21 protein-coding genes are annotated in these 26,186 nt (G+C 68.8%); 11 read left to right on the top strand and 10 right to left on the bottom strand.

Going from position 1 to position 26,186, the window contains the following annotated elements; translation table 11 throughout:
• Positions 1-63 precede the first annotated feature (63 nt).
• Positions 64-912 (top strand): glycerophosphodiester phosphodiesterase, encoded by an 849-nt coding sequence (locus DFO65_RS14885; RefSeq protein WP_113905233.1) that lies wholly within the window; start codon positions 64-66, stop codon positions 910-912.
• Positions 913-1,040: 128 nt separating this feature from the next.
• Here the strand turns inward: DFO65_RS14885 and DFO65_RS14880 are convergent, their stop codons facing one another.
• Complete coding sequence (locus tag DFO65_RS14880; RefSeq protein WP_113905232.1) at positions 1,041-1,511, bottom strand: pyridoxamine 5'-phosphate oxidase family protein; 471 nt, start codon at positions 1,509-1,511, stop codon at positions 1,041-1,043.
• A 195-nt stretch (positions 1,512-1,706) separates the two neighbouring features.
• Between DFO65_RS14880 and DFO65_RS17330 the strand changes: the two genes are divergently transcribed.
• The gene (locus DFO65_RS17330; RefSeq protein ID WP_245940808.1) at positions 1,707-4,175 is read left to right on the top strand and encodes a thioredoxin domain-containing protein; all 2,469 of its coding nucleotides are present in this window, start codon (positions 1,707-1,709) and stop codon (positions 4,173-4,175) included.
• Positions 4,176-4,270: 95 nt separating this feature from the next.
• Here DFO65_RS17330 and DFO65_RS14870 read toward each other — a convergent pair whose 3' ends face one another.
• A complete protein-coding gene (locus DFO65_RS14870) occupies positions 4,271-6,025 on the bottom strand; it encodes an ABC-ATPase domain-containing protein (protein ID WP_113905231.1) in 1,755 nt (584 codons plus the stop codon).
• A gap of 239 nt (positions 6,026-6,264) precedes the next feature.
• Here DFO65_RS14870 and DFO65_RS14865 point away from each other — a divergent pair, with 239 nt between their 5' ends.
• The 6 genes from DFO65_RS14865 to DFO65_RS14840 all read left to right on the top strand — a co-directional run bounded on the left by DFO65_RS14865 (position 6,265) and on the right by DFO65_RS14840 (position 13,364).
• On the top strand, positions 6,265-6,804 hold the full coding sequence (locus DFO65_RS14865) for a toxin-antitoxin system HicB family antitoxin (RefSeq protein WP_181778748.1): 540 nt from the start codon (positions 6,265-6,267) through the stop codon (positions 6,802-6,804).
• Positions 6,801-7,640 (top strand): DUF4097 family beta strand repeat-containing protein, encoded by an 840-nt coding sequence (locus DFO65_RS14860; RefSeq protein WP_181778747.1) that lies wholly within the window; start codon positions 6,801-6,803, stop codon positions 7,638-7,640. The genes DFO65_RS14865 and DFO65_RS14860 overlap by 4 nt, the downstream gene beginning before the upstream one ends.
• Before the next feature lie 277 nt (positions 7,641-7,917).
• Positions 7,918-8,979 carry an ABC transporter ATP-binding protein gene (locus DFO65_RS14855; protein ID WP_113905241.1) on the top strand — a complete coding sequence of 354 codons (1,062 nt, stop codon included), beginning with the start codon at positions 7,918-7,920 and terminating at the stop codon, positions 8,977-8,979.
• Positions 8,976-9,812, top strand: a complete 837-nt coding sequence (locus DFO65_RS14850; RefSeq protein ID WP_113905228.1) for an ABC transporter permease — start codon at positions 8,976-8,978, stop codon at positions 9,810-9,812. Before DFO65_RS14855 ends, DFO65_RS14850 begins: the two co-directional genes overlap by 4 nt.
• Positions 9,813-10,196: 384 nt before the next feature.
• Positions 10,197-12,281 carry a TRAP transporter permease gene (locus tag DFO65_RS14845; RefSeq protein WP_113905227.1) on the top strand — a complete coding sequence of 695 codons (2,085 nt, stop codon included), beginning with the start codon at positions 10,197-10,199 and terminating at the stop codon, positions 12,279-12,281.
• A 90-nt stretch (positions 12,282-12,371) separates the two neighbouring features.
• Positions 12,372-13,364, top strand: a complete 993-nt coding sequence (locus tag DFO65_RS14840; protein WP_113905226.1) for a TAXI family TRAP transporter solute-binding subunit — start codon at positions 12,372-12,374, stop codon at positions 13,362-13,364.
• A 212-nt stretch (positions 13,365-13,576) separates the two neighbouring features.
• Here the strand turns inward: DFO65_RS14840 and DFO65_RS14835 are convergent, their stop codons facing one another.
• Together DFO65_RS14835 and DFO65_RS14830 are read right to left on the bottom strand one after the other, a co-directional pair.
• Entirely contained in the window at positions 13,577-13,921 is a 345-nt protein-coding gene (locus tag DFO65_RS14835; RefSeq protein WP_147233376.1) for a hypothetical protein, read from the bottom strand.
• 100 nt (positions 13,922-14,021) lie between these two features.
• Positions 14,022-15,326 carry a M18 family aminopeptidase gene (locus DFO65_RS14830; RefSeq protein WP_113905240.1) on the bottom strand — a complete coding sequence of 435 codons (1,305 nt, stop codon included), beginning with the start codon at positions 15,324-15,326 and terminating at the stop codon, positions 14,022-14,024.
• A 62-nt stretch (positions 15,327-15,388) separates the two neighbouring features.
• Here DFO65_RS14830 and DFO65_RS14825 point away from each other — a divergent pair, with 62 nt between their 5' ends.
• Entirely contained in the window at positions 15,389-16,975 is a 1,587-nt protein-coding gene (locus tag DFO65_RS14825) for a DUF1684 domain-containing protein (RefSeq protein ID WP_245940807.1), read from the top strand.
• A gap of 183 nt (positions 16,976-17,158) precedes the next feature.
• Here DFO65_RS14825 and DFO65_RS14820 read toward each other — a convergent pair whose 3' ends face one another.
• Complete coding sequence (locus DFO65_RS14820; RefSeq protein ID WP_113905224.1) at positions 17,159-19,162, bottom strand: M13 family metallopeptidase; 2,004 nt, start codon at positions 19,160-19,162, stop codon at positions 17,159-17,161.
• Between the two features lie 239 nt (positions 19,163-19,401).
• On the opposite strand from DFO65_RS14820, the gene DFO65_RS14815 reads away from it, so the two are divergent.
• On the top strand, positions 19,402-20,070 hold the full coding sequence (locus tag DFO65_RS14815; RefSeq protein ID WP_113905223.1) for a copper resistance CopC family protein: 669 nt from the start codon (positions 19,402-19,404) through the stop codon (positions 20,068-20,070).
• Between the two features lie 223 nt (positions 20,071-20,293).
• On the opposite strand, the gene DFO65_RS14810 is transcribed toward DFO65_RS14815, so the two are convergent.
• Both DFO65_RS14810 and DFO65_RS14805 read right to left on the bottom strand, forming a co-directional pair.
• Positions 20,294-20,536, bottom strand: coding sequence for a hypothetical protein (locus DFO65_RS14810; RefSeq protein WP_113905222.1), 243 nt, complete (start codon positions 20,534-20,536; stop codon positions 20,294-20,296).
• 131 nt (positions 20,537-20,667) lie between these two features.
• Entirely contained in the window at positions 20,668-21,606 is a 939-nt protein-coding gene (locus DFO65_RS14805; protein ID WP_113905221.1) for a LysR family transcriptional regulator, read from the bottom strand.
• 76 nt (positions 21,607-21,682) lie between these two features.
• Between DFO65_RS14805 and DFO65_RS14800 the strand changes: the two genes are divergently transcribed.
• Entirely contained in the window at positions 21,683-23,467 is a 1,785-nt protein-coding gene (locus DFO65_RS14800; RefSeq protein ID WP_245940806.1) for an L-aspartate oxidase, read from the top strand.
• An 89-nt stretch (positions 23,468-23,556) separates the two neighbouring features.
• Here the strand turns inward: DFO65_RS14800 and DFO65_RS14795 are convergent, their stop codons facing one another.
• Genes DFO65_RS14795 through DFO65_RS14785 form a run of 3 tightly spaced genes read right to left on the bottom strand, consistent with a single transcriptional unit; the run spans position 23,557 to position 25,773 of the window.
• The gene (locus DFO65_RS14795; protein WP_113905219.1) at positions 23,557-24,420 is read right to left on the bottom strand and encodes a DUF3618 domain-containing protein; all 864 of its coding nucleotides are present in this window, start codon (positions 24,418-24,420) and stop codon (positions 23,557-23,559) included.
• A 16-nt stretch (positions 24,421-24,436) separates the two neighbouring features.
• Positions 24,437-24,913 (bottom strand): phage holin family protein, encoded by a 477-nt coding sequence (locus DFO65_RS14790; protein WP_113905218.1) that lies wholly within the window; start codon positions 24,911-24,913, stop codon positions 24,437-24,439.
• Between the two features lie 14 nt (positions 24,914-24,927).
• Positions 24,928-25,773, bottom strand: a complete 846-nt coding sequence (locus DFO65_RS14785) for a hypothetical protein (RefSeq protein ID WP_147233374.1) — start codon at positions 25,771-25,773, stop codon at positions 24,928-24,930.
• Positions 25,774-26,186 lie beyond the last annotated feature (413 nt).

Raw genomic sequence — 26,186 nt, 5'->3', positions numbered from 1 at the left:
GTCCCACACAGTCGCCGCCGCAGCCGCCCAGGCAACCGCCCGCGTGGTGGTGTCGGAGTCCCCATGCCCATCACGCTCCTGACCCAGTCCGTGCCCGACGCACCCCAGCGCGGCGACCTGCACACCTCGGCCTCCGTGCACACCCGCGTGCCGCCGCTGGTCATCGCCCATCGCGGCGCCTCCGCCCGGTTCCCGGAGAACACGATGCCGGCCTTCTCGGCGGGCGTCGAGCAGGGCGCGGACATGATCGAGATCGACCTGCACATGAGCAGGGACGGCGAGCTCATCGTCATCCACGACGACACGCTCGAGCGCACCACCGATGCCCGCACCCGGTTCCCGGGCCGTGAGGACTACCGGATCGCCTCGTTCACCAGCGAGGAGATCGCGGTCCTCGACGCCGGCGGCTGGAAGTGCCCGTCCTTCGCCGGGACTGCGGTCCCTCACCTCGCCGAGGTGCTCGCCCTCGTCCACTCGACCCGCACGGGACTGCTCCTCGAGGTCAAGCACCCCCATCAGTACCCGGGCATCGCCGAGGCGATCGTCCGTGAGTTCGAATCGGCACCCGGCTACCTCGAGCGGGCGCTGGCGGCAGGGCTGCTCGTCGTCCAGTCCGCCGACTGGGGCTTCATCCGGGACCTCCACGTCCTCGCGCCGGAGATCCCCGTCGGGCTGCTCGGCCGCCCGGGCCTGGACGAGCTGCGCGGGTTCGCCGGCTGGGTCGACCAGATCAACCCCGAGCGTCGCGAAGCCGACGCCCTGTTCCTCCACGCCGTCCACGAGCTGGGAATGTCGAGCCTGGTCTGGACCGTCGACGAGGCCGCGGACATGGAGCGGGCGATCGACCTCGGCGCCGATGGGATCATCACCAATGTTCCCGACCGGCTCGTCGGGATGATCGCGGACTTCTGAGCCTCCTCCCGCGGGGACCTCCTCCCGCAGGTCCGGGCCCTACTCCTTCGGCGCCCGGTTCGCGGGCCCTGCTCTTGCGGCGCCCGGTTCGCGGAGTCCTACTCCTTCGGGGCCCGGTTCGCGGAGTCCTACTCCTTCGGGGCCCGGTTCGCGGTGTTGAGGGAGGAGTCCCAGAGCATCGAATCCGCCACGCGGAAGCGTCTGCCGGTGACCACCTCGGCGACGATCCTGATGAACCGGTTCTTCGGCCCGGCCTGCCAAGGGGAGATGTCGAGGGACACGGTGTCGAGGAGTTCGTCGGTGTCCTTGATCGGTGCGGCCCGGCCCTTGAGCACCACGCTCCACGCGGTGTCGTTCTCGGGGTCGAAGCCGTCGACCTCGAACGCGACGCGCGGGTTCTCCAGGACCGCGTCGACCTTCGTCCCCTCACCGGACCGGAACACGATCGCCGAGTGGTCGACGGCGTAGTTGATCGGGAAGATGTCGGGACCATCATCGATGACCACGGCGAGACATCCGATGTCCGTGCTGCGCAGGCAGTTCCAGCAGTCCTCGACGGAGAGCACCGAGATCTCTTCGGGGTTGTGCGCGTTCATCATTCCACCCTTCTCTTGGACGGCGACGGATCGCAGGTCCACGACACCCGTAGCCGTACAGCCAGGATATCCCGGGTCGTCGGGTCCGGAGCAGGCTGTTCCCGCCCAATGGAGAGGCTTGTGAGACGACGTGGTGAGGGACGGCAAAGGGGTCAACAGGGGGTCAACGCCCCTTGCCTCCCGTGAGACGCTGGAAGCATGGCCAATGAACTCGCGTCATCCACCAGCCCCTACCTCCGCGCCCACGCCGACAATCCCGTCGACTGGCGGATGTGGACGAAGGAGAACCTCGCCGAGGCGGCCCGCCGCGATGTCCCCCTCCTCATCTCGATCGGCTACTCGACGTGCCACTGGTGCCACGTCATGGCCCACGAGTCCTTCGAGGACGAAGCCGTCGCCCGCATCGTCAACGAACGGTTCCTCCCGATCAAGATCGATCGCGAGGAGCTGCCCGACATCGACTCCTACTACATGAACGCACTTCAGGCGATGCGCGGCCAGGGCGGCTGGCCGATGACGATCTTCGCCACGCCCGGCGGCAGCCCCTTCTACGCCGGCACCTACTTCCCACCCGCGCCGCGGGGGAACCTGCCCTCGTTCACCCAGGTGCTCACGGCCGTGTCGGAGACCTGGGCCGACCGCCGCGCCGAGGTCGACGAGATGACCCGGAGGATGGACCGGGGTCTGGCCGAGATGGCGACGGCGGTGACGAAGGCGCTGCCCGCCGAGGCGACGCGCGAGTCGCTGCGCGCGGACGAGCTCGACGAGGCGGCCGCGACGCTGCTCGACTCCTACGATCCGGCGTGGGGCGGATTCGGCGGCGCTCCGAAGTTCCCGCCGCTGATGAACCTCCTGCAGCTCATGGCGACGTTCGAGCGTCTGCGCCGGGGCGCCGAGGCGGTGGAGTCAGGCGTGCCGACGCCGGAGGTGGCCGGGTCAGGCACCTCGGCGAGCGAGTCGGGAACCTCGACGAGTGAGCTGGAAACCTCGACGCGAGAGACGTCCGGCAGCGATCGCGTGCGGGAGGCCCTCGCCCCCGACGGCAGCGACCGCGTGCGGGAGGCGCTGGCCCCCGATGCCGTCGACCGCCTCGGGGCGGACGGGCACCTGACCGGCGAGCTCGCCCTCGACTGCCTCATCGCCGTCCGGAACACCTTCGCGCGGATCGCCAGCGGCGGGATGCGCGACCAGGTGCGGGGCGGCATCGCGCGCTACAGCGTCGACCGGCAGTGGTTCGTCCCCCACTTCGAGAAGATGCTCTACGACAATGCGCTCTACCTGCGCGCGGCCGTGCAGTGGACGAAGGTCGAGCGCTCGCTCAACCCCGATTCCAAATGGACGGCCCTGGCCGAGCGTGAGGTCGAGGACACGGCGTACTTCCTCATCGCGGACATGACGGCGGGCGGAGACCGGTTCATCGCGGCGCTCGACGCGGATTCGCTCAACGCCGAGGGCGTCCTCGAAGAAGGTGCGGCCTATGCGGTGCGACCCGAGGAGTTTCCGGCGAACGCCGGCGGTGTGCTCGGGTTGGTCAACTCTCCTGCCGGCGCAGAGCTCTCCGGCGCGGTGGTCGCGGCGACGGGAATCATCGACTGGCTCCGAGACGATAAGGCACCACTCGACGCGGACCACCCCGCACCGTGGGACACTCCGGCGACCATCGCCCAGAGAAGCAGTCTGAAAGAGCTCCTCGATGAGCGACCGGCACCCGCCCGCGACGAGAAGACCATCACCGAATGGAACTCCCTGGCGACCACCGCCCTCGCCGAGGCGGCACTGTACGTGGGTGGGCTGGCAGGTGGCGCGGCCTTCAGACGTGGGGTCGACACGGACTCCGACACCACCACGCGGGCGGTTGCCTGGGCGGCTGCGGCGGCGACTGTGTGGGAGACCGCGTACACGGCATTCAAGAGGGACGGGCTCCAGCGGAGCTCCACCGACGGCGTCCCTGGCCCCGGTCTCCCCGGGCTGGCGGACTGGGCGCAGTTCCTCACCGCAGGGATCACTGTGCGGCAGCTGCAGGAGGTCGGACTGATCGAAGGCAGGCTGTTCGTCGACGAGGACGCGTTCGACGGACAGGAGCTCGGCAGGCTCGCCGCCGAGGTGGTCGCCACGTTCACATCCGGACTCGCGGGGACCTCCGCCGGCGTCGCGGGTGCGGCTGCGGCAGGCACCGGGGCGGAGGAGTCGTCGGACTCCTTCGAGGTCTTCGACTCCCAGGGCGATGAGATTCTCGCTGTACGCACCGCCGACCCTGTCGACAATGCGCTGCCCTCCGGCCGGGCCGCAGCCGCCGAGGCGATGCTGCTCCTCGGGGAACTCGGGAGCGACGGACCGCTGACGACGAGCCAGGTCCTGCAGATCCGCGACAGGCTCCTCGGCGTCTACCGGGCGCTCGCCGGGAGGGCTCCACGGGGCTGCGGCCATGCTCTGTGGCAGGCCGAACGTGCACTTGCCCCGGTGAGGGTGGCCACTCGGGATGCCGACCTTCTTGCCGTGGCGGCTCGTCACCCCGCCGTCACACTGCTCGTGAGCTCCACCGGGGTGAGGGACGAGCACGGGGATGAGGTCGCCGTGCCGGACGGGGCTGCGATCGTCTGCCGCGGGACCGAATGCTCGCTGCCGGTGACCACGACCGAGGAGCTGGCGAAGCTGCTCGATTCGTGAACGAGAGGCCGTAACTTCGATTCACATCTGATGCAGCTGTTCGGATTTGAATCTGAATGACTGCATCAAATGTGAACAAGCTTCGAGGGCGCGCGTCACTCGACGAGGCGCAGACCGCGGAAGCGGTTGAGCGCGGCGGCGATCTCCTGGGGCCGCGGGCGGGCCAGGTGCCCGGGGTGGTCGCGGTGACCGGTCAGGCCGTCGATGCCCTGGGCGTCGAGCATTCCCTCGATCTCGTCGAGCGCCTCGGTGAGACTCGACCGCCCGTCGAAGATCTCCGCCAGGTACTCGAGCGCCTCGGCGACTGCGCTCGTCTGCTGCGGATCGACGAGCTGGGCGACCGCGCCGAGGTCGATGACGGCCTTGCCGAACTGGACCTGACCGAGTCCCTTGGCCTTCGCCGACTTCGTCTTCGAGGCAGGTCGCAGCGCCTGAGCGGTCGGCACTCTCTCCCGCGCGTCCGCGAAGAGCCCGGCAGTGCCGACATCGACACCACCGCCCACATCGGCCACCTCGGCACCTTCGACCGGATCGAGGTCCGCCGCGCTGATGCCGACGAGCTCGTGCGCCCGCTCCGTGACGTCATGGGGCACGTAGGCGTCGAGGGCGATGACGCGGTCGGCGACCTCGAAGAACGCGCTCGACCCACCGGCCACGAGTACGGTGGAGACGCCTCGGCGGGCGAAGAGCGGGCGCACCCGATCGACGAACGGCGTGATGGGTTCGCGGTCGGCGGGGATGAGCGCGCGCATCCGATCGTCGCGGATCATGAAGTTCGTCGCCGAGGTGTCCTCGTCGATGAGCAGCGTGCGCGCGCCGGCCTCGAGCGCCTCGACGAGGCTGGCCGCCTGCGACGTCGACCCGCTCGCGTTCGTCGTCGTGAAGGATCTCGTGTCGGTGCGGGATGGCAGGTTGGTGATGAATGGGGAGATGTCGTCGCCGGTCACCGCGCGCCCGTCCTCGGCGCGGATGGTGGTGGCGGTCGGCTCCGTGATCACCCATTCGCGTCCGTCCCCGGCGATGTGCGGGTAGACGCCGCGTTCGAGTGCGCGCAGGATCGTCGACTTCCCGTGGTAGCCGCCGCCGACGATGACGGTGACACCACGGGGGACCGCCATCCCGGTCACCTCGCGACCGCTCGACAGGGTGAACGTGCGCTCGAGCGATGTGGGACTGCGGAAGGGGACTGCGTCGGCGGCGTCCATCGGCAGATCCGAATCGCCGGAGCGCCGGGGCAGGATCGCACCGTTGCCGATGAAACCGAGCAGTCCGGCCTCGCCGAGGCGCTCGCGCAGTTCCAGCTGATCCCGGTGGAGCTGCACGTGGTTCCGGAGGGCGGTCGGAAGCGGGTCGGAGGTGTCGCTGGGCCACTCGCCGTGGAGGAACATCGCCCGGGCCAGCTCGGGCAGGTCGCGGGTGAGGATGTCGGCGGCCTGGCGGCCGAGGATCCGCCGACCCCGGGCGGGCAGGTTGACCAGCAGCCGCGCCTCGAATCCGGCGTCGTCGATGACGACATTGCTGCGGTCGAGGATCTCCTGCCCGGGCCGACCGAGGATGATCGCACGCTGCTCGAGGCGCGCCAGGACGTCGTTGCCGAGCCGGAGGAGGAAGTCGGACACGGCGATCCGGTCGGCGCGTCCGGTCGTGAGGTCAGCGGGGAACGCGGCATCGTCGCGGCCGATTCTCACGCGGATCTTCGACGGGGAGGCGAAGGGGTCGACCTGGACGCGGTCGATGACCAGGGTGACAGGGCCGAACCGGTACCGACCGCGGAGCTGCTTGTAATTCCCATAGCTTCGGCCGTCGAGGTTGCGCAGCGTCGATGCGAGCTGTGACTGTGGGGAACTCATCCCAGGAATGGTACGCGACAGGAGCGGACCCGGCGCAGGAGAGTTCGCGACCCGTCTCCGCCCGAAGGTCTGTCAGCCGGACTGGTCGGGCTTCGGGTCAGGCCCCTCATCCGGTATGGGCTTGGCCCGCGTGCGTGGAAACAGGACTGCTGCGGCTCACACCCGCTGGAGATGGAACTCCGAAAATAATGACGTCACACCCCTTGCGGATGACACCATTATGGTGTCATAGTTGTGTCATGAACATCACGCACCATGTCGAACAGCTGCAGAACCAACTGACCGCGACAGCGGCGGCCGGGGACGAAGCCACTCGCGAAGTGGCCGACCGCCTCGTCACCGCACTGGAACCGGCGGCGCGAGTCGTCATCCTCGACGTGCTCGCGGAGTCGAGCGCGGAACTGACGACGGCCATCGCTCCCGCCTCGATCGACGTTCGCCTCCGCGGTCGCGACATCGACTTCGTCGTCGACGGACTGCCCGTCGGCGACGCGTCGAGCCGCAGCGCCGACGCCGGGCCGGACGGCCACGGTGGAGGGTCCGGGGCGGGTGACGAGACGGACCGTGGCGCGAGCCCCGTCCCGATCGGCATGGACGACGACAGCACCTCCCGCACCACGCTGCGGCTGCCCGACTCGATCAAGGCTCAGGCGGAGAGAGCCGCGAAAGCCGAGGGGATCTCCCTCAACGCCTGGCTGGTCCGGGCGATCGCGGCCGGCCTCGAGCCTCGCAGCAAGTCACGACAGCGCTCCAACACGATTTCAGGATGGATGAGATGAGACAGTTTCCGATCAGCGACGATGCCACGATCACGATCGACATCCAGGCAGCCACCGTGCAGGTGACCGCCGCAGACCGCGACGACGTGGCGATCAGCGTCGAACCCTCGAACCCGAACAGATCCGGCGACCGGGACGCCGCCGAGCGAGTGTCGGTGTCGCCCACCTCGGGCGGCCTCGACATCGTCGGTGAGCGGCGATTGCTCATCGGCACCCCCGGATCGGTGGATGTGCAGATGGAGGTCCCTGCGGGGACGCACCTGAGCGCGGTCATCTCGGCAGGCTCGCTCAGCCTGAGGAACCGCCTCGGTGACGTCGACGTCAAGATCGCCGCGGGTGATGTCAGAAGTGACACCACTGCGTCCCTCACCGCGAAGGTCAGTCACGGAAGCATCATCGCCGAGGAGGTCACGGGTGACGTCGAGGTGCAGCAGTCGAGCGGCGAGATCCAACTCGGTGCCATCGGCGGCAGCGCACGGATCAAGTCCGGTCACGGCTCGATCCGCGTCGGGCACCTGCGAGGGACCGCTCACTTCGTCACGGCCACCGGTGGAGTCCACATCGGGGAGGTGAGCGGCGAGATGCGAGTCCGCACCGGCCACGGCGCGGTGCGGCTGGGCAGGGTCAGCGGCGGAATCGTGCACCTCGACACCGGGTTCGGCACGATCGAAGTCGGCGTCGCCTCGGGGGCGCCGGTGTGGGTCGACGCCGACTCGAAGAACGGCGTCGTGCGCACCGATCTGGAATCGGGCGCAGGACCCGCCGATGACGAGCTGCCCGTCGAAGTCCACGCCTCCACGAAATTCGGCGACATCATCATCAGTCGCGCCGGCTGAGCCGAACGGCCGGGTCCGGCTCAGCGTCGGACGTAACCCGCGCCCGCCCGCGGCGCCCGAACCGAACCCCACGGTCTGAGGCCGCGGACTGGCGAATCCAACGCCCGCGGCGCCCGAACTCCGCAGGGCGCTGAAGCGGCGACACGTCACCCCCGACGGCATGTCGAACCGTCGACACAAGTCACCACAGCACAGGCCTGGATCATGTGCGCCCGAAAATCGGGGACCGGGCAGTGCGACCAGCCGACCCGCAGTGGTCGAGAATCAGGAGAATCCGATGTCCGAACTGGCGATTCACACCACGGGACTGACCAAGTCCTATCGCTCCAAGCAGGTGCTCAGCGGGATCGACCTGCGCATCCCCCGAGGTCAGGTCTTCGCCCTGCTCGGCCCCAATGGTGCCGGGAAAACCACGACGGTGAACATCCTGTCCACGCTGCAGCGTCCGGACTCCGGCTCGGCGCACGTCTTCGGCCATGACATCGTCACCGAGGCGACGCGGGTGCGCGAGCTCATCGGCGTCACCGGTCAGTTCTCCGCGGTCGACGGCCTGCTTACCGGCCGGGAGAACCTGGCGATGATGGCCGCCTTCACCCATGTGCCGAAGGCCGAACAGCGGTCACGAGTCGATGAGCTGCTCGACCGCTTCGACCTCGCCGAGGCGGGGAAGAAGGTCGCGTCCACCTACTCGGGCGGGATGCGCCGGAAGCTCGACCTCGCGATGACGCTCATCGCCCGACCCCGCCTCGTGTTCCTCGACGAGCCGACCACCGGCCTCGACCCGCGCAGCCGGAGAACGATGTGGGACATCGTCGGCGAACTCGTCGCCGACGGCATCGGCATCTTCCTCACCACGCAGTACCTGGAGGAGGCCGATGTCCTGGCCGACCGGATCGCGATGCTCGACAACGGGGGGATCGTCGCCGAGGGCACGCCTGCCGAGCTCAAACGGCAGATGCCGGGAGGGCACGTGCGCCTCGAGTTCGCGACCGGCGACGACCTCGACCGTGCTCGCCGCCTCTGGACCGATGCCTCCGCCGAGGCGGCCGAGCTCAGCCTCGACGTCCCCGGCGACGGCAGCGTCAAGCACATCCGGCATCTGCTCACGCGCCTCGAGGGAGAGGGGATCGAACCGCGCAATCTCAGTGTCGTCTCGCCCGGCATCGACGATGTCTTCTTCGCGCTGACGGGACACCGCCCGGAATCAGGAAACGACACGACCGCCCATACCGTCGCTGAGGAGACCGAGGCACCCGCCACTGCAACCGCCTCGGCGCCGGCAGCCGGAATCGACGCGACCATCCCCGACGCTCGCACCGACAAGGAGATCTCACGATGACCACCATTGCCCGCCACGACCGCCCACCGGCGGACGCACCGACCCGAGGCCACCACGAGACATCGGCGTCCACGATCGCCGACACCTGGATCATGGTCAAGCGTCAGCTCGTCCACGGGCTGCGCTACCCGGTGTTCTTCTACATCGTCGGCATGCCGCTGGTCCTCCTGCTCCTCTTCGTCTACGTGTTCGGCGGAACGCTGGGCCGCGGCATCGGCGGGGACTCGGGCGACTACCTCGACTACCTCGTGCCCGGACTGCTCGTGCTCACGATCGCCGGCGGGATGCAGCTGACCGCGCTCTCAGTCTCCCAGGACATGAACGAGGGCATAGTCTCCCGATTCCGCTCGATGCCGATCTCCCGCGGCTCGGTCCTCGCCGGCCACGTCATCGGCAACGGCATCCAGCAGTTCCTCGCCGTGGTCGTCATCCTCCTCGTCGGAGTCGCGCTCGGGTTCCGCCCGTCGGCCGACGGTCTCGACTACCTCGCGCTCGCCGGCTTCGTCCTCGTGCTGCTGCTCGCCCTCGGCTGGCCGGCCGTGGCGATGGGCGTGCAGGCCAAATCCGTCGAGGCGGCCTCCAACCTGCCGATGATCGTCATGATGTTCCCGTTCGTCGGGTCGGGCTTCGTGCCGACGGACACGATGCCCGGGTGGATGCAGACCTTCGCCGAGGTGCAGCCCTTCACCCCGATCATCGAGACCGTCCGCGGACTGCTCATGGGCACCGAGATCGGCGCCGACTGGTGGGTCTCCCTCCTCTGGTGCGCGGGCCTCGGGGTGCTCGGCTACGTCTGGGCGCGGGTGCAGTACGAACGCCGCGCCGCGAGGTGAGTGTCCGTCCCCGGACCGAGCGTGGCCCCGGAACGATCGTGGCCCGCTTCGATCGTGGCCCGCTCGCCGACGTGAGCGCCGCCGGCCCCGCCCGCCGAGGTGAGCGTCGCCGAGTGAACGCGAGCGAGGTCCCCTTCCTGACCGGTCCGACTCCGACCGGTCAGGAGGGGGATCTCCCATTCTCCGGGACTTTCGGCAGGTTTACCGACCAGAAGTTCGATCGGTGCCGCAGATGGCTATAGTGTGAGTGAGTTCACTCCCGGGCCCTGCGCTTCGGGGATGAAGCTCCCGGTCCGGGCCCTGTGACATCGATTGAGGACTCGCCGTGCGGGGCTCGCCCCGAGTGCCGTGGGACCGGACAGAATGCCGCTGAAAGGGACACCGATGTCTGCACGACCACCAGCTGCGTCCGCCGACACGCCGCTGCCGAAGGCGAACGTCGACGAACTGATCGCACAGTACGACGAGGAGCTGCCGCAGCGCAGCCTCACCCGCCGCCTCGACCTCGGTGTCAGCATCGTCTGCTTCCTCATCTCGCTCTACGTGCTCAACCAGGTGTTCTTCCCGCTCGAGCAGGGTAATCAGTACTACCTCATGTGGTTCCTCGCCCTCGTCCTGCCGCTCGTGTTCATCTGCTACCGGCCCGGCTTCTCCAGGAAGCCGGTGGACAACGCGCGAGCGAACGACAACCCGTCGATCATCGACTGGATCCTCGTCGTCCTCACGTTCCTCACCTGCGCCTACCCCGTGCTGCCGTTCTTCTCCGGCGGCTTCAACGAGTTCCTCAACCGGCAGGGCTCCCTGACGACGCTGGACGTCACGATGGGCGGGATCCTGCTGCTGCTCATCCTTGAGGCGACGCGGCGCACCACCGGGATCATCCTTCCCCTCTTCTGCGTCTTCTTCTTCCTCTACAGCTACTACGGGGCGTACATCCCGATCGGCTGGCCCGGCTCCCATGCGGGCCAGAACTTCGACCAGATCGTCAACGCCCTCTACAACGACGCGAGCGGCTTCTACGGCATCCCCCTCGACGTCGCCGCCACCTACATCGTCCTGTTCACGATCTACGGGGCCGTCCTCGACAAGACCGGGGCGGCGAACTTCTTCATCGAACTGAGCTTCTCCCTGTTCAAGAAGTCGAAGGCCGCTCCGGGCCGGACGGTCGCGCTCTCCGGGTTCCTCCTCGGCACGGTCTCGGGATCGGGCACGGCCACCGCGGTCTCGCTCGGCGCGGTCACGTGGCCGGTGCTCAAGAAGGCCGGCTACCCGAAGGAGAACGCCGGCGGCATGCTCGCCGCTTCGGGCATCGGCGCGATCCTCTCCCCGCCGACACTCGGCGCAGCGGCCTTCATCATCGCCGAGCTCCTCAACGTCTCCTACGGGCTCGTCCTGCTCTGGGCGGTCGTGCCCACCCTCCTCTACTACCTCGGCATCTTCCTCGCCATCGAGATCGACTCCCGCAAGATCGAGGTCGACTACCAGCCTCCTGCCGGTCTGCGCTCGTGGCCGATCCTCAAGAACGGCTTCTACCACTTCATCTCGCTCGGCATCATCGTCGTGTTCCTCGCGATGGGCATGGCGCCCTTCAAAGCGGTCGTCTACGCCTCCCTCGTCGGCATCGGCTTCGGGATCATCGAGATCGTCCTCAGCCGCCGAGACGAGCCGGGCACGATCCTCGCGACGGTCTGGGACGTCATCTTCTCCGCCCTGTCGACCGGCATCCGCTCGGCCCTGCCGGTGACCAGCGTGTGTGCGGCCGCGGGAATCATCGTCTCGACCATCACGAAGACCGGCCTCGGCCAGGTCATCTCCGACATCCTCATCGGCGGGGCGCAGGCGATCTCCGACAACCCGACCGCCGTCATCGTCTTCACCTGCATCTTCGCGGCCGTCGCGGTCACCGTGCTCGGTCTCGCGGTGCCGGTGACCGCCTCGTTCATCATCAGCTGGGTGATCGTCGGGCCCGCGCTCATCACCCTCGGGGTCCCCGAGGCGGCCGCGGCGATGTTCATCTTCTACTACGCCGTGCTCTCCGAGGTCTCACCCCCGACGGCTCTGGCCGCGGTCGCCGCCTCGGCGATCACCGGGGGCCGCGTCATCGCGACGATGTGGCAGGCGTGCAAGTACGCGATCCCCGCATTCCTCGTACCGCTGGCGTTCACCTTCACGCCGGAGGGCGCGAACCTCGTCGCCCAGGGCGGGTTCCTCGGAGCGGTGTGGACCGGGGCGGTCTCCGCCTGTGCCGTGGCGGCTCTCGCCGCCGGCGCCGGAGGGTGGATGATCCGCCGGGCGGGCTGGCCCGAGCGGGTGCTCTGCTTCGTCGCCGCCTGCGCTCTGCTCTACCTGCAGCCCCTGTCGATGATGATCGGGTTCGGCGCGCTCGTGCTCGCCGTCATCGTCCACCTCATCCTGCGCCGCAAGCCCGACCCGGCCGCGCCCAACGCGACACCCCTGGCCACGACGTGACCCGCGACCGGACGCGACACCACTGACCACCACCTCAACCACCAACGAGCGAGGCCGGAGCACCGGCTGAGAGAGAAAGGGACGAAGCACATGAAACGGACAAGGATGTTCACGACCGCGGCGATCGCGCTCGCCGCCACATTGGCGCTGAGCTCGTGCGGCGGGAAGCGGGAGAACACGCCGGCGGCCGAGGGCGGCGACAGCTGCACCGCGGCATCGGGTCAGATCACCATCGCGACGGGCAACTCGACGGGCGTGTACTACGTGCTCGGCGGCGGTCTCGCGCAGGTGATCTCGAGCAACACCGAGCTCAAGGCCACCGCGGCCGAGACCGGCGCCTCCGTGCAGAACCTCCAGCAGCTGGCCAGCGGCGACTACGACATCGCCTTCTCCCTGGCGGACACCGCGGCCGACGCCGTGAGTGGCAACGGCTCCTTCGAGCAGCCGGAGGAGCTCTCCGCCCTGACGAGGATCTACGACAACTTCACCCATGTCATCGTCCGCAAGGACGCGAACATCGACTCGATCGAGGACTTCAAGGGCAAGACGATCTCGACCGGTTCGCCCAAGTCCGGCACCGAGGTCATCGCCAACCGGCTCATCGAGTCCGCCGGGCTCAAAGAGGGCGACGTCACGGCGCAGCGCCTCGACCTGTCGAAGACCGTCGACGGGATGAAGGATGGCACGATCGACGGCATGGTGTGGTCCGGCGGCCTGCCCACCGCGGGCGTCACCGACCTGTTCACCTCGAACGGCAATGATGTCGAGCTCCTCGACATCTCCGATCTCGAGGCGCCGATGAAGGAGATCAACCCGGTCTACGAGGTCGCCGAGATCTCGGCCGAGACCTACAAGGGCGCCGGCGCGGTCGAGACCATCGTCACGCCCAACGTCCTCATGGTCCGCAACGACATGGACGAGGGCACGGCCTGCGCGCTGACGAAGCTCATCTTCGACCAGAAGGCCGAGCTCGAGAAGGTCCATGCCGCGGCGAAGGAGATCAACGTCGACACCGCCGAGGCGCCCGACCCGATCACCCTCCACCCGGGCTCGCAGAAGGCCCTCGAGGAGCTGCAGAAGTAAGCAGCCTCGAGAGCGTCAAGAAGGGCAGGGCGCTGAGCCGCCCTCTCGAACTGCGCTGCGATCTCGGTCAAGACTTCGGTGAAACAGCTATGCGTGGGAACATGGCTGATTCGCTGAAGTCTTGACCGGGAGAGCTCGCAGCCGATTCAGGTCGCCGACGAGGGGGACCAACGGGCTCGAGGCGAACTGTTCGCCATCGGCATCCGGGAGTCTCAGGCCCCACCCGATTCGGCTCCCACGCACAACAGGAGCCCGACGATCGAAACGACAGCCATGCAGATCATAGAGCCGGCCATGACCTGCAGCCGGACCCTTCCCGGCCTGATGGCGAAACGGGCAAGGAGCAGGACAAGATACAGAATTGCTGCCAGGGCAAGTGTCGCGATCGCGTACGGCACCGCTGGGCCACCGGACACGAGGATCGCTGCCAGCACGGCGGCAACGACGACGAGGAACAACCCGCCGGCAACAATCCAGACAGTACCGGACGAACGTCGAAGCGACGGCTGATCGCTGATGCGAGTTGAGTCGAGTGGTTCGCGGGACCTGTCTTCCATGGGTCCGAACATACCGATCGAACCTCCGCGCGGCCATGGCTCGACGAGACTCAGATGACGTCTCCGCCGCCCCAGCGGCGCCGCCCCGCGTCGGATCTGCTCACGCCCCCTGGAGGAACGCCTTCGCGGCGGCGCCGAGGGCGACGACGTCGCTGATCGCGCACATCTCCCGCGCCGAGTGCATCGAGTACAGGGCCGGTCCCACGTCGACGGTCGTCATGCCCAGCCGGGTCGCGGTGAGCGGGCCGATCGTCGACCCGCACGGCATCGCGTTGTTCGACACGAAGTCCTGGGACTCGACCCCGGCCGCGGCGCACGCCCGCGCCCACACGGCCGTGCCCACGGCATCGGTGGCGTAGCGCTGCTGGGCGTTGAGCTTGAGCAGGGGTCCTCCGCCGAGGCGGGGGCGGACATGCGGGTCGTGCCGCTCCGGATAGTTGGGGTGGACTGCATGACCGGCGTCGGAGGACACGCACACGGACCCGGCGAGCAGCGCGAGGTAGTCACTGCGCGTCGCGTCGGGGTGCACGGAGCCGTGGATGCGCTCGGTGATGTCGGCGAGGAACGGCCCGCACGCGCCCGAGCGCGAGTTCGAGCCGATCTCCTCATGGTCGAATCCGGCGAAGACCGCGATCGACTCGAGCCCGTCCGGATCGAGGGACTCCATCGCGGTGACGCCGGCGTGGACCGAGAGCAGGTTGTCGAGCCTCGGCGCGGCGAAGAACTCCTCATGGGCGCCGAAGAGCGCGGGCTCCTGGACGGGGATCGTGTAGACGTCGTGGCCGACGACGAGCTCGGGGTCCACCTCGGCGGAGGCGGCGACGATCTCGATGATGTCGGATTCGGCGAGGTCGGACAACCCGATGATCGGCGCGGTGTGGCGCTGCTTGTCGAGGCTCAGACCGTCGTTGACCTGCCGGTCGAGGTGGATGGCCAGCTGCGGGATGCGCGCGATCTCGGACGTGCGGGCGAGGACCACGGAGCCGTCGGCGAGGGCGAGGCGCCCGGCGAACGCGAGCTCACGGTCGAGCCAGGAGTTGAGCAGCGGCCCGCCGTAGATCTCGACGCCGACCTGCCGCACGCCCTCGGCGTCGAACTCCCCGCCGGGCTTGAGCTTGAATGCGGGGGAGTCGGTGTGGGAGCCGAAGACGCGGAATCCGGACGCGCGGTCGATCTCGCGGGGGACACGCCAGGCGATGATCGCCCCGTCGCGGATGACGCAATAGCCGCCACCTGGTTCGATGGCCCACTTCTCCCGTTCGTCGAGTACCGTGTAACCCGCCGCGTCCAGCCGGGCCACCGCCGTGGCGGTGGCATGATAGGAACTGGGCGAGGAGCTGACGAAGTCGGACAGATCGGCAGCTGCCTGTGCCGACGACTGCGAGTTCTTGGAAGCTGTACTCATCTTCCCAGCCTATCGTTTGCACCAGCCCGCAAGTCCGAGCCCGAGCGCAAGGAGGATTCGACGTGGACCAGTTCGTAGCCGAATGGAACACCTGGCGAGATTCCCGGAACTCCGCATTGGCCACCCCCTTCGGATGGCTGTCCGTCACCGGGCTCCACTGGCTCGACGAAGCCGCGACCTGGCCGGGGGCGCCGGGTGAGTTCACCGTCGAGGACGGCTGGGTCACCGTCGTCCTCACACCGGGCACCACCGCCGGTCCCGCCGCCGCGACGCTCGACCTCCTCAGCCACGCCGCCGAGGCGACCCCCGAGACCCGTGGTCCCGCCGGCACCCGCGACGCGAACCCCACGCCGACTCCCGGTTCCCCTGGCACCGACGCCGAGGCGGGGGCGAGTGCCGCTGAGGCCCGCGGAGGCGATGCGCGCGGAGGCTCCGACGCCGCGAGCGACACCTCGACGATCGAGCTTCCCCAGGTGCGGGTCGAGTCCCGCGGCTTCAGCGCGAAGCTGCCGCCGGGCGGCTCCCTCGACTGGTTCACCGTCGGCCATGTCCTCTACGAGCTCATCGAACGCGGCGGGCGTCTGGGCATCCGCATCCGCGACGCGAAGTCGCCGCTGCTCGGCAAGTTCTTCGAGGTTCCCGTTTTCGAGCATGACAGGTCGTTCGTCTTCCTCGGCGCATTCACGCCCTTCGACTCGCCCGAGGAGCGCACGATCGACTCCGCGCAGGACGACGTCAAGCTGCGCACCGAGGTCGTCGGCGAGGTGAGCTTCGAGACCGAGCACGGCCCGGTGCGCCTGCTGGCCACCGGCAACCCCGAGACCGGGCTGCACATCAACTTCCACGATCCGACGAACGGGCGGACCACCTCGGCGTGGCGCACGGTCGACCTGGGGATCCCCGGACATGACGGGTCGGTCATCGTCGACTTCAACCGCGCCGTCAACTATCCCTGCGCCTTCACGGCGTTCGCGACCTGCCCGGCCCCGGTCGAGGGCAACGTCGTGCCGTTCCCCGTCACCGCCGGCGAGCAGCGGCCGCCGTTCTACCTCTCTGAGAACGGGGTGAACACGCCGTTCCTGCTCTACACGTGCTGGGACGAGCAGGCGCCGGACCCGACCGAGGACTGGTACGAGGAGTTCGGCCTCGACGCGAGGGTCCTCAACCCGGTCCGCGACAACGACGACCCGCCGCTGGTCGGCTACGACGGCCTCGCCCTGTCGGGCCGGGAGCTCACCCCGCTGGGGCGCAAGGCGCGCTCCCGGCTGATCCGGGTCTCGGCGGATGCGCTGACCTCGCGGATCCCGGTCGTCGGGATCGGCGCGTTCGCGGATTTCGTCATCACCGCCCAGAAGGAGGTGCGGGAGCTCCTCGGCTACCACGATGGCGTCGAACCCGTCCACGACGTGCCCGAGGATCGGCTGCTCGTCGTCATGAGCTCGGAGCTCGCGCCGACGGAGGCCGGGTTCGACGTCGTCCGCACGGACAAGAGCGGGCTGAGCTACCTCGAGCTGCCCAAGGATCTGCCGCTGGACTCGGAGTTCACCGACAGCGCTGACTTCGAGGCGGCCATGGCCTCCGGCGCCGAGGTGAGGAGCTGGCAGGAGTTCTCCTACCGGGTGGCGACCCTCGTCAGCCGCCACCGCTGACCCGCGCCGTCAACCCGCCCCAGACACACGATGGCGGCCCGGCACCCTCGCGCGAGGGTGCCGGGCCGCCTCCAAGTTGTTGGAGCAGCGCGCTCGCGGGGCAGCGCCCGCAGTCCGCCCGGCGTGCCGAGGCGGCTGCCCGCAGCTCCCGCAGCCTGCCCAGGCGGCTGCCCGCTGTGCCCGCTACCAGATGGTGACGCGAGCCTCGGGGGCGAGGTACATGCCGTCGGACTCCGTGACCCCGTAGGCGTCGTGGAACGCGGTCATGTTCTTCACGACCTGATTGCAGCGGAACTCCTCCGGCGCGTGCGGGTCGATGCTCAGCCGGCGCACGCGCTCCTCGGTGCGCATTGTCGACCGCCACGCCTTCGCCCACGCCTCGAAGAAGGAGCGTGACTGTTCGGCGTCCGGCGTCCCGCCGAGCTCGAGCTCGAGCGCCTTCCACGCGATCGACAGTCCGCCGAGGTCGCCGATGTTCTCACCGACGGTCAGCGCTCCGTTGACGTGCTGGTGCGCCTCGAGCCCGACCGGGACGAGTGCCTCGTACTGGTCGATGAGCGCCTTCGTGCGCTCGTCGAAGCGCTCCCGGTCCTCGGCCGTCCACCAGTCGACGAGGTTGCCGTCGCCGTCGTAGCGCGACCCCTGGTCGTCGAAGCCGTGGCCGATCTCGTGGCCGATGACAGCGCCGATCGCTCCGAAGTTCGCCGCGACGTCACCGTCGGGGTCGAAGAAGGGAGGCTGGAGGATCGCGGCGGGGAACACGATCTCGTTCATCACCGGGTGGTAGTAGGCGTTGACCGTCTGCGGTGTCATCAGCCACTCGGTGCGGTCGATCTCCTTGCCGATCCGGCGGATCTGGCGGGCGTGCTCGGCCCGTGAGCACCGACGGACATTCCCGACGAGGTCGTCGGCGGAGATCTCGGCGGGGTACTCGCGCCACACCTCGGGGTAGCCGACCTTCGGGTTGAACTTCGAGAGCTTGACCAGCGCCCGCTGCTTCGTCTCCTCGCTCATCCAGTCGAGCTCGGTGATCGACTTGTCATAGGCCCTGATGAGCATGTCGACGAGGTGGTCGATCGCCGCCTTCGCCGCGGGCGGGAACTCGGCCGCGACGTAGAGCTTGCCCACCGCCTCGCCGAGGAGGCCCTCGACGAGCCCGACCCCGCGCTTCCAGCGCTCCCGCAGTGCGGGCGTGCCGGAGAGGGTGCGGGAGTTGAAGTCGAAGTTCTCCTCGACGATCTCGTCGGTGAGCAGCGTCGCGGTGTCGGAGAGGACGGAGAACCGCAGCCACGTCTTGATCGTGTCGATGTCGGTCTCGGCCCACACCTGCGCCATCCCGGTGACGTAGGAGGGCTGGGAGACGATGAGGGAGTCGAGGCCGCCGTCGACGTCGCCGGCGAGCGTGGAGAACCAGGAATCGAAGTCGAACTCGGGGCCGAGCTCGCGCAGCTCGTCGACCGTGTACTTGTTGTACGTCTTCTCCGCATCGCGGCAGGCGACTCGGTCCCAGTGGTGGCGGGCCAGGGCGGTCTCGAACGCCATCACCTTGGCGGCCACCTCGGAGTCGGGGATGCCCGCCCGCTCGCCGATCTCGCCGAGGCGCGACATCTTCTTGACGTGCTCGACGAACTTCACGCGCACCTCGGCGTGGTCGTCGTTGAAGTAGTAGTCCTCGTCGGGCAGGGAGATGCCGGCCTGGACGAGGTAGAGGGCGTAGATCTCGGAGTTCTTCGCGTCGGCGGTGACGTAACCGCCGAGCAGCCCGCCCATGCCCTCGGTCTCGAGGCGGCCGAGGAGGGCGGCGAGCTCGGACTTGTCCTCGGCGGCGTCGATGGCCTCGAAGATCGGGTCGAGGGGAGTGGTGCCCAGCGCATTGATGCGCTCGAGGTCCATGAATGAGGAGTAGAGGTCGGCGACCTTCTGGCCCTCGCTGCCGGGCTCCTGCTCGGTCTCGGAGACGGAGGTGATGATGTCGCGGACCTTGGTCTCGGCGGTGTCGAAGAGCTCGCGCATCGCGCCGTCGCCGGCACGGTCGTCGGGGATGGTGAACGTGTCGATCCACTCGCCGTTGACGTGGCAGTAGAGATCGTCCTGAGGCCTCGCCGAGGTGAGGGCCGGCGTCGGTGCCGACGCCGAAGTGGTGCTCGGGGCCGTGGGCGCGGGGGCGCTCGTCGTTTCGGAAGTCATGGTGCAACAGTATCGCGGCCGCCTCGGCGAGCGGGGCGGAAACCGGTCCTCACCGGCTCAATGAACTCGAAGAAATCCCTGGGACAATGGACGGGTCGTGCCGGGAATCACAGGCCCCGCGGGCAGGTGGGCGTGGGAACTCGGCGATACTGAGATCATGCCGTTCACTCCCGGCGTGCTCCGCGGCACGCGGCACTGGTGAACGTAGACTCGAGGCAACCGTCGTAAGGAGAATCCCCATGACTCGCACCCAATGGTCCGCTCTCAGGCTCGGCTTCGTCGCCCTGCTCGTCGCCGCCATGAGCGTTCTCGCGTTCGCCCCCGCGAGCGCCCACGATCAGCTCGTGTCCTCGAACCCCGAGGACGGCGCGAAGCTCGATCAGCAGCCCGAGTGGATCGAGATGACGTTCTCCGGCGAAGTCCAGGAGGTCGGCAGCGAGGTCAAGGTCGAGATCGACGGGACCGACGTCTCCGCAGGTGAGCTCGCCGTCGACGGCACCAAGCTCACCGTCGCCCTGCCCGACAACCTCAAGCCCGGCGAGTACACCGTGATCTGGCGGGTCGTCTCCTCCGACGGGCACCCGATCTCCGGCGAGTACGGCTTCACCATCAACGACGCCGAGGGCGCCGGAGGCTCCGTCGAGCAGTCGACGAAGGCCGGACTCGGTGGAGCGGTCGTCGACGAACCGGGCAAGGAGGTCGAGGACCGCGGAGAGATCGGCGAATCGACCGGAGGCGAATCCGGGATGTCGACGCCGATGATCGTGCTGCTCGCCGTCGGCGGCCTGGCGATCATCATCATCGTCGTCCTCCTCATGCGCCGCAAGACCCAGGGCCTGCCCGGCACCGGGAACGGCCCCGCCGGTGCCGACACCGACGGCGACCGCGGAGACAAGCCCGGCAGCTGACCGTCAGGATTTCCAGGGAGCTAAGGGTCGAAAAGCGCGCCAGTTTTCGACACTTACCTACCGGAGAATCAAGTCCGGCGGCTGCTGTCGCAAAGCCACGAGGGCCCCGAGGAGAGTTCATCTCCTCGGGGCCCTCGCAGTTTCCGATTTCGGTGTTTCCGAATCTGGCGGTGCCGACCTCAGTCTCCCGGCCCGACAGCCCTCACCCGCCGGGCCGACACCCTCACTCCTCCGGTCGGCCCTTCGGGTGGTACTCGATGTCGTCGGTGTCGACGTCACCGGCATCGTCGGGTCCGCCCGTCCCGGGCTCGTTCCTCACGGCTTCGTCGTTGACATCGGGCTCCCGCAGAGTCGAGCTGTCGCCCGGCTTGTCCTGCCGCTGCCGAGTCTCGGTCTCGCTGCTCGGGGACTCGACGGTGTCCTCGTCCATGCTGTCGTTGTGGACTTCACGATTCTGATCACCCATACCCAAACGCTACGCACGGTGCCCGGGTGTGTCCAGGGGCAGCGCGGCGCGATCGACCCCACTCATGCCGCCGCCGGGAATCGCGTCGCCACGGCGAACGACTTCGCCGCTCGAGTCCTGAGCCCGAGCCCCTACCGCACCAGCCGCACGTAGTCGGCCAACCCCGCGTCCTCCGAGCTGAGCGCCCGCGCGGTCGTGAGGATCTTGTCCTCCATCGCCGAGGCGGCCGCCGTCGCCCGCACGTCCGCGCGGGCGGCGAGACTCACCGTCCGCGACAGGCTCGGCGCCAGCAGCTGCGCGGAGCGCAGGCCCGGCCGGTCGACGAGCACCATCGCCGGGACGATCGCGACGCCGATGCCGCGCTCGACGAAACGCAGCGCCGCATCCATCTCCGCCCCCTCGACGACGATCGCCGGCTCGAGCCCGGCCGCCTCGAAGGCCGCCGAGGTGGCCGCCCGCAGGTCGTACCCGTGATGGAAGGCGACCTGGGGGAGGGCGGCGACGTCCGCCAGGGTGATGGCGTCGCCCTCGATGAGCACCGAGGAGGTCGCACAGACCACGACGAGGTCCTCGGCGAGCAGGCCCCGGGTCCTCAGCCTCGGGCCGAGCGTCCCCGCGTCGAGGGTCCGGGTGACGAGCGCCAGGTCGAGCTGACCGGCCCCGAGGGCGCCGATGAGCTCGCGCGAGCCCTTCTCCATGAGCACGAGGTCGATGCCCGGGTGCTCGGCGTGGAACCGGGCGATCGCCTCGGCGAGGAGGCTCACGCACAGGGTCGGAGTGGCACCGAGGCGGATGCGCCCGCGGCGCAGGCCCGCGAGCTCGGCCATGTCGAGCCGGACCGATTCCGCGTCGGCGAGCATCCGGCGGGCCGTCGGCAGGAGGGTCTCGCCGGCGTCGGTGAGACCGATGTGTCCACGAGCGCGCGTGAACAACGTGGCGCCGAGTTCCTTCTCCAGGGTGGAGATCTGCCGGCTCAGCGACGGTTGTGCCAGGTGAAGGTTGGCAGCGGCCTTCGTGAAATGCCCGGTCTCGGCGACTTCGACGAAGCTCGCGAGCTGCTCGAGATTCATGGCAATAGCGTACTGCTATCATGTCGAGCGAAACAATGCATTGGACGTATCATGGGTGCGCTCCTAGCGTGGAAGCATGCCCACACCACAGCGCACCACGCCCACATCCAAGCAACCGCGGCCAGTCCGCCGCGACACTCGCGAACACGTCCTCACCACCTCGGTGCTCGTCATCGGCACCGGCGGCTCGGGGCTGCGCGCCGCGATCGAGATCGCCGAGGCCGGCGTCGACGTCCTCGCCGTCGGCAAACGGCCCAAGCACGACGCCCACACCTCGCTGGCCGCCGGCGGGATCAACGCCGCCCTCGGCACGATGGACCCCGACGACTCCTGGCAGCAGCACGCCGCGGACACGATCAGGGAGTCCTACGGCCTCGCCAACCCGCGCACCGTCGAGATCGTCACCCAGGGCGCTGCCCAGGGCATCGCCGACCTCGAGCGCTACGGCATGGACTTCGCGAAGGAGGACGACGGGCGGATCTCCCAGCGCTTCTTCGGCGCCCACACCTTCCGCCGCACCGCCTTCGCCGGTGACTACACGGGGCTCGAGATCCAGCGCACCCTCGTCGCCCGCAGCGAAGCACTGAACATCCCCATCCTCGACACCGTCTACATCACCAAGCTGCTCGTCGCCGACGGACGGATCTTCGGCGCCTACGGCTTCGACCTCGTCGACGGCTCCCGGTACCGTATCCACGCCGACGCCGTCATCCTCGCCGCCGGCGGGCACAACCGGATCTGGAGGCGGACCAGCTCACGCCGGGATGAGAACACCGGTGACTCGTTCCGCCTGGCCGTCGAGGCCGGCGGCCGGCTCCGCGACGCCGAGCTCGTCCAGTTCCACCCCTCGGGCATCATCGAACCCGAGAACGCCGCCGGCACCCTCGTCTCCGAGGCCGCCCGCGGGGAGGGCGGGATCCTGCGCAACCGCCTCGGCGAGCGCTTCATGGAACGCTACGATCCCGAGCGGATGGAGCTCTCGACCCGGGACCGGGTGGCACTCGCCGCCTACACGGAGATCGCCGAGGGGCGCGGGACGGACAACGGCGGCGTCTGGCTCGACGTCTCCCACCTGCCGCGGCAGACGATCATGAACCGACTGCCCCGCGTCTACCAGACGCTCATGGAGACGCAGATGCTCGACATCACCGTCAGCCCCATCGAGATCGCGCCCACCGCGCACTACTCGATGGGCGGGGTGTGGGTCGACCCGGTCGACCACAGCACCGACGTCGAAGGCTTGTGGGCCATCGGCGAGGCCTCGTCCGGGCTCCACGGGGCCAACCGCCTCGGCGGCAACTCCCTCATCGAGCTCCTCGTCTTCGGGCGGATCGTCGGGCGATCCGCCGTCTCGTACGCCGATGAGCTCGAGGCCCAGGTGCGATCCCAGGACTCCCTCGCCGAGGCGCGGGCCCAGATCGATGACCTGCTCGCCTCCGATGGCCCGGAGAACGTCCGGGCGCTGCAGCGCGAGGTCCGCAACCTCATGACCGAGCACGCGGGAGTCGTCCGCGACGAGGCGGGGCTGCTCGCCGGCCTCGAGAAGCTCGCCGAGATCGAGGAGCGGCTGGAGCGGGTGGGCATCCATCCCGACATCGCCGGCTACGCCGATCTGGCGCACGCCTTCGACCTCAAGTCCTCGGTGCTCGCTGCCCGGGCGACGCTCGAATGCGCGCTCGAGCGCCGGGAGACCCGCGGCTGCCACAATCGCAGTGACTTCCCGGAGCTCGACGAGAGCCTGCAGGTCAACCTCGTGTGGTCGCCCGAGACCGGGGTCGTGCGCGAGGACATCCCGCCGGTCGATCCCGAGATCGCCGCTCTCATGCGGGAGGTCAGTCAGGAGGGCAAGCTCGTGGAATGACGGGTGGACGCCCAGCGGCTCCGGTGGACGATCCACCGGAGCCGCTGTCCGTTCGGGCGCCCGACTGCTTGAGCGCCCGGTTGAGCCCGTCAGGCCTGGTGCTTGCCGCCCTGGGTGTCGGGTCGGCCGGAGGGGTAGCCGGAGCCGCCGGGCTGCCTCGAGAACGGATCCTCGCCCGTCGATCCGGGAAGGCCCGTGGTGCCGGTGACGTCGGGACGGCTGGAGGGCTGGGTGCCCGTGGGACCGGTGTACCCGGACCCGGACTGCCCCGACTGGCCCGAGTAACCGGACCCCGACTGGCCGGACGATCCTGACTGGCCGGACTGCCCCGACTGGCCCGAGCCGCTGGATTCGCGGACGTGCGTCTTCGCCTCTTCGGCCCGTCCCTTCACCTGCTCGGCAGCGTCCTGCCCCTCGCTCTTGACGTTTTGCGCGGCATCCTGCGCCGTGCCCTTGACCTGCTCGACAGCCTCCTGCGCCGGCTCCTTCATGTCCTGAGCGACGTTCTGGGCTGCCTCCTTGACCTCGGATACCAGCGGCTCGGACTTCTCCTTGATCCGCTCGGTCGCCTCCTTCTCCCGCTCGCTGACCGGCAGCAGGGCGGCGGCGAGCATGCCGGCGCCGAAGGCGATGAGGCCCGCGGCGACGGGATTCCCCTGGGTCTGCTGCCGCACCTGCCGGGGAGCTCCCTGGACCGCCTCGGCGGCTTCATGGGCCTTGTCCTGCATGACATGCTGGGCGTGCTGGGCCTTGTCCCCGGCAGCGTGACCGGCATGGTCGGCCTCGCCCATGATCTTCGACTTGAGCTCGCCGACCCTGCCCCGGACTCCGTCCATGCTGCGGTGGGCGATCGACGACGGGCTGACCTTCTCCTGCACGGCGTCGACGTCTGCGCCCAGCTCTGCGCGGGTCTCTTCGATCTGTCGGCGGATTTCCTCTGGTGACTGACTCATGATTCATCGCCCCTGTTCACTTGAATGCTTCTGGGATCTCTTTGACGGTCTCCGTGGTCTGAGGAACGCCGTCGACGTCCTTCAGCTCCTTCTTGCCCACCATGGCGAGGACGCCGGCGACGATCGCCCAGATGACGGCGACGATGATCGCTGCCCACACCCGGCCGGTGAGATTCGAGATGCCGGCCCACAGGGCCAGTGAGAGGAAGAGGAGCACCATGTAGCCGCTGAGGGCGGCACCGGTGAACATCCCGGCGCCCTTGCCCGCCTTGGTGGCGGATTCGCGCATCTCGGCCTTGGCCAGCTCGATCTCCTGGCGGATGAGCGTGGAGAGATCCTGGCTGACCTCCTTGAGCATGTCGCCCAGCGATTCGTTGCGGGCGCGCTCCTCGGGATCCTGCGCGTGGCTCGGGTCGTGTCCGGGTGCGGGTGCGTCCGCCGGCCAAGCGCCGGCGTCGGGGTGGCCCGGCATATGATTCCGTGGTTCGGTCATTGCTTCGTGCCTCCTCAGCTCAGTCCTCGAGCGGTGTCATCGGGGAACGTCGGCTGGACGCGGCTCGGCGCCGAGCTCGGCGGATCCGCGGGAAGCCGGGGCGCCTGAGTGGGAACGTCGGGCACGGAGCCGACACCGGCCTGAGCCGGTCCGCTCGTGGTCACGCCGCCATAGCCGGCGGTGCTCTCGCTCGCCGAGGTGGATGAGCGGGACCCGTAACCCGCACCCGAGGTGGAGGAGGGAGACCCGTAACCCGCACCGGAGCCGCCGGACGTCGAGGAACCCCCGCCGGAGCCGTCGCTGCTGTTCTCCTTGAGGCTGCGGGCGAGGCGGCCGGCGATGAGGCCGGCTCCCGCCGCGATCGCCAGGAACGTGCCCGGGCGGTTGCGGGCGAAGCGCTTGGTCTCCTCGAGCAGCGACGAGGGATCCCGCTCATCGAGCCAGCTGGCCACTCCTCCCAGCCTGCCCGCGGCCTCCCTCACCCACTGGGTGGCGACGCCGTCCTGCTCGGAGTTCTCGGCCATCGAACGCAGCTCGTCGCTGACGGACTTCAGTCCCTCGGCGGCGCGCTTCTGCTGGGTGCTCGCCTGATCGTTGAGGTCTTCGCGCAACGTGTGGACCAGGCTCCTGGCCTGCCCTTTCGCCTCCTCGGCGACGTTCCTGGCCTCACCCTTGGCGGTCTCGGCGACGTGGCGGCCCGCCTCGGCGCCTTCCTGACCGACCTGTCGGGCCTCGTCCTTCGCCGCCTGCGCTGTCGGGTTCTCGCTCGCCGAGGTGCTCTGCCCTGTCGTGGTCGACGGCGAGTCCGAGCGGCGGTGCGAATGGACTTCCGAGCGCGACGGAAGCGGTGCCCCCGTCACTGGGTCCGTGACTGCGGTCCGTGTGTCTCGCGTCAGAGGATCGTCTCTCTCGGTGCGACCTGACAGGGGGTCCTCAGGGAAATTCTGGTTGCTCATCACGCTTCCTCCTCGTTCGGGTGTCTCGCCTGTGATCGGGCGATCCGCTCATTGCCGGGGGTCTGGAGCAGATCAGAGAGCAGCGCTCGATCGGAGATCGCGGGCCGACACGTCGGCGACGTGTCCTCTCGTGATCATCAGTCCTCCATCCGGTGACGGTGTGCGACTGCGAACAGAGGTCGACGGACCACAAGCCGTCTTGCTGCTTGTCGGATCCGACTGCAACTGTTCGGATCACCGACACTACGCGGTCGGCACGGGATGAAAAGGTCTGCACGAGACTCACCAAAAGTAGCCGCGGAAGAAACAGGGCCGGT

The organism is Brevibacterium sanguinis (genome assembly GCF_003315415.1).
Classification (GTDB): Bacteria; Actinomycetota; Actinomycetes; order Actinomycetales; family Brevibacteriaceae; genus Brevibacterium; species Brevibacterium celere_A.
The sequence above is the reverse complement of the archived record's forward strand: the minus strand, read 5'-3'. Positions and strand labels throughout refer to the sequence as shown.

Coding starts and splice junctions, on each gene's coding strand:
- DFO65_RS14855 (WP_113905241.1), top strand. CDS start 7,918: ATGTCCGAACTGGCGATTCACACCACGGGACTGACCAAGTCCTATCGC.
- DFO65_RS14815 (WP_113905223.1), top strand. CDS start 19,402: ATGACTCGCACCCAATGGTCCGCTCTCAGGCTCGGCTTCGTCGCCCTG.
- DFO65_RS14860 (WP_181778747.1), top strand. CDS start 6,801: ATGAGACAGTTTCCGATCAGCGACGATGCCACGATCACGATCGACATC.
- DFO65_RS14835 (WP_147233376.1), bottom strand. CDS start 13,921: ATGGAAGACAGGTCCCGCGAACCACTCGACTCAACTCGCATCAGCGAT.
- DFO65_RS14800 (WP_245940806.1), top strand. CDS start 21,683: ATGCCCACACCACAGCGCACCACGCCCACATCCAAGCAACCGCGGCCA.
- DFO65_RS14795 (WP_113905219.1), bottom strand. CDS start 24,420: ATGAGTCAGTCACCAGAGGAAATCCGCCGACAGATCGAAGAGACCCGC.
- DFO65_RS14830 (WP_113905240.1), bottom strand. CDS start 15,326: ATGAGTACAGCTTCCAAGAACTCGCAGTCGTCGGCACAGGCAGCTGCC.
- DFO65_RS14840 (WP_113905226.1), top strand. CDS start 12,372: ATGAAACGGACAAGGATGTTCACGACCGCGGCGATCGCGCTCGCCGCC.
- DFO65_RS14805 (WP_113905221.1), bottom strand. CDS start 21,606: ATGAATCTCGAGCAGCTCGCGAGCTTCGTCGAAGTCGCCGAGACCGGG.
- DFO65_RS14790 (WP_113905218.1), bottom strand. CDS start 24,913: ATGACCGAACCACGGAATCATATGCCGGGCCACCCCGACGCCGGCGCT.
- DFO65_RS14845 (WP_113905227.1), top strand. CDS start 10,197: ATGTCTGCACGACCACCAGCTGCGTCCGCCGACACGCCGCTGCCGAAG.
- DFO65_RS14870 (WP_113905231.1), bottom strand. CDS start 6,025: ATGAGTTCCCCACAGTCACAGCTCGCATCGACGCTGCGCAACCTCGAC.
- DFO65_RS14850 (WP_113905228.1), top strand. CDS start 8,976: ATGACCACCATTGCCCGCCACGACCGCCCACCGGCGGACGCACCGACC.
- DFO65_RS14885 (WP_113905233.1), top strand. CDS start 64: ATGCCCATCACGCTCCTGACCCAGTCCGTGCCCGACGCACCCCAGCGC.
- DFO65_RS17330 (WP_245940808.1), top strand. CDS start 1,707: ATGGCCAATGAACTCGCGTCATCCACCAGCCCCTACCTCCGCGCCCAC.
- DFO65_RS14810 (WP_113905222.1), bottom strand. CDS start 20,536: ATGGGTGATCAGAATCGTGAAGTCCACAACGACAGCATGGACGAGGAC.
- DFO65_RS14865 (WP_181778748.1), top strand. CDS start 6,265: ATGAACATCACGCACCATGTCGAACAGCTGCAGAACCAACTGACCGCG.
- DFO65_RS14880 (WP_113905232.1), bottom strand. CDS start 1,511: ATGATGAACGCGCACAACCCCGAAGAGATCTCGGTGCTCTCCGTCGAG.
- DFO65_RS14820 (WP_113905224.1), bottom strand. CDS start 19,162: ATGACTTCCGAAACGACGAGCGCCCCCGCGCCCACGGCCCCGAGCACC.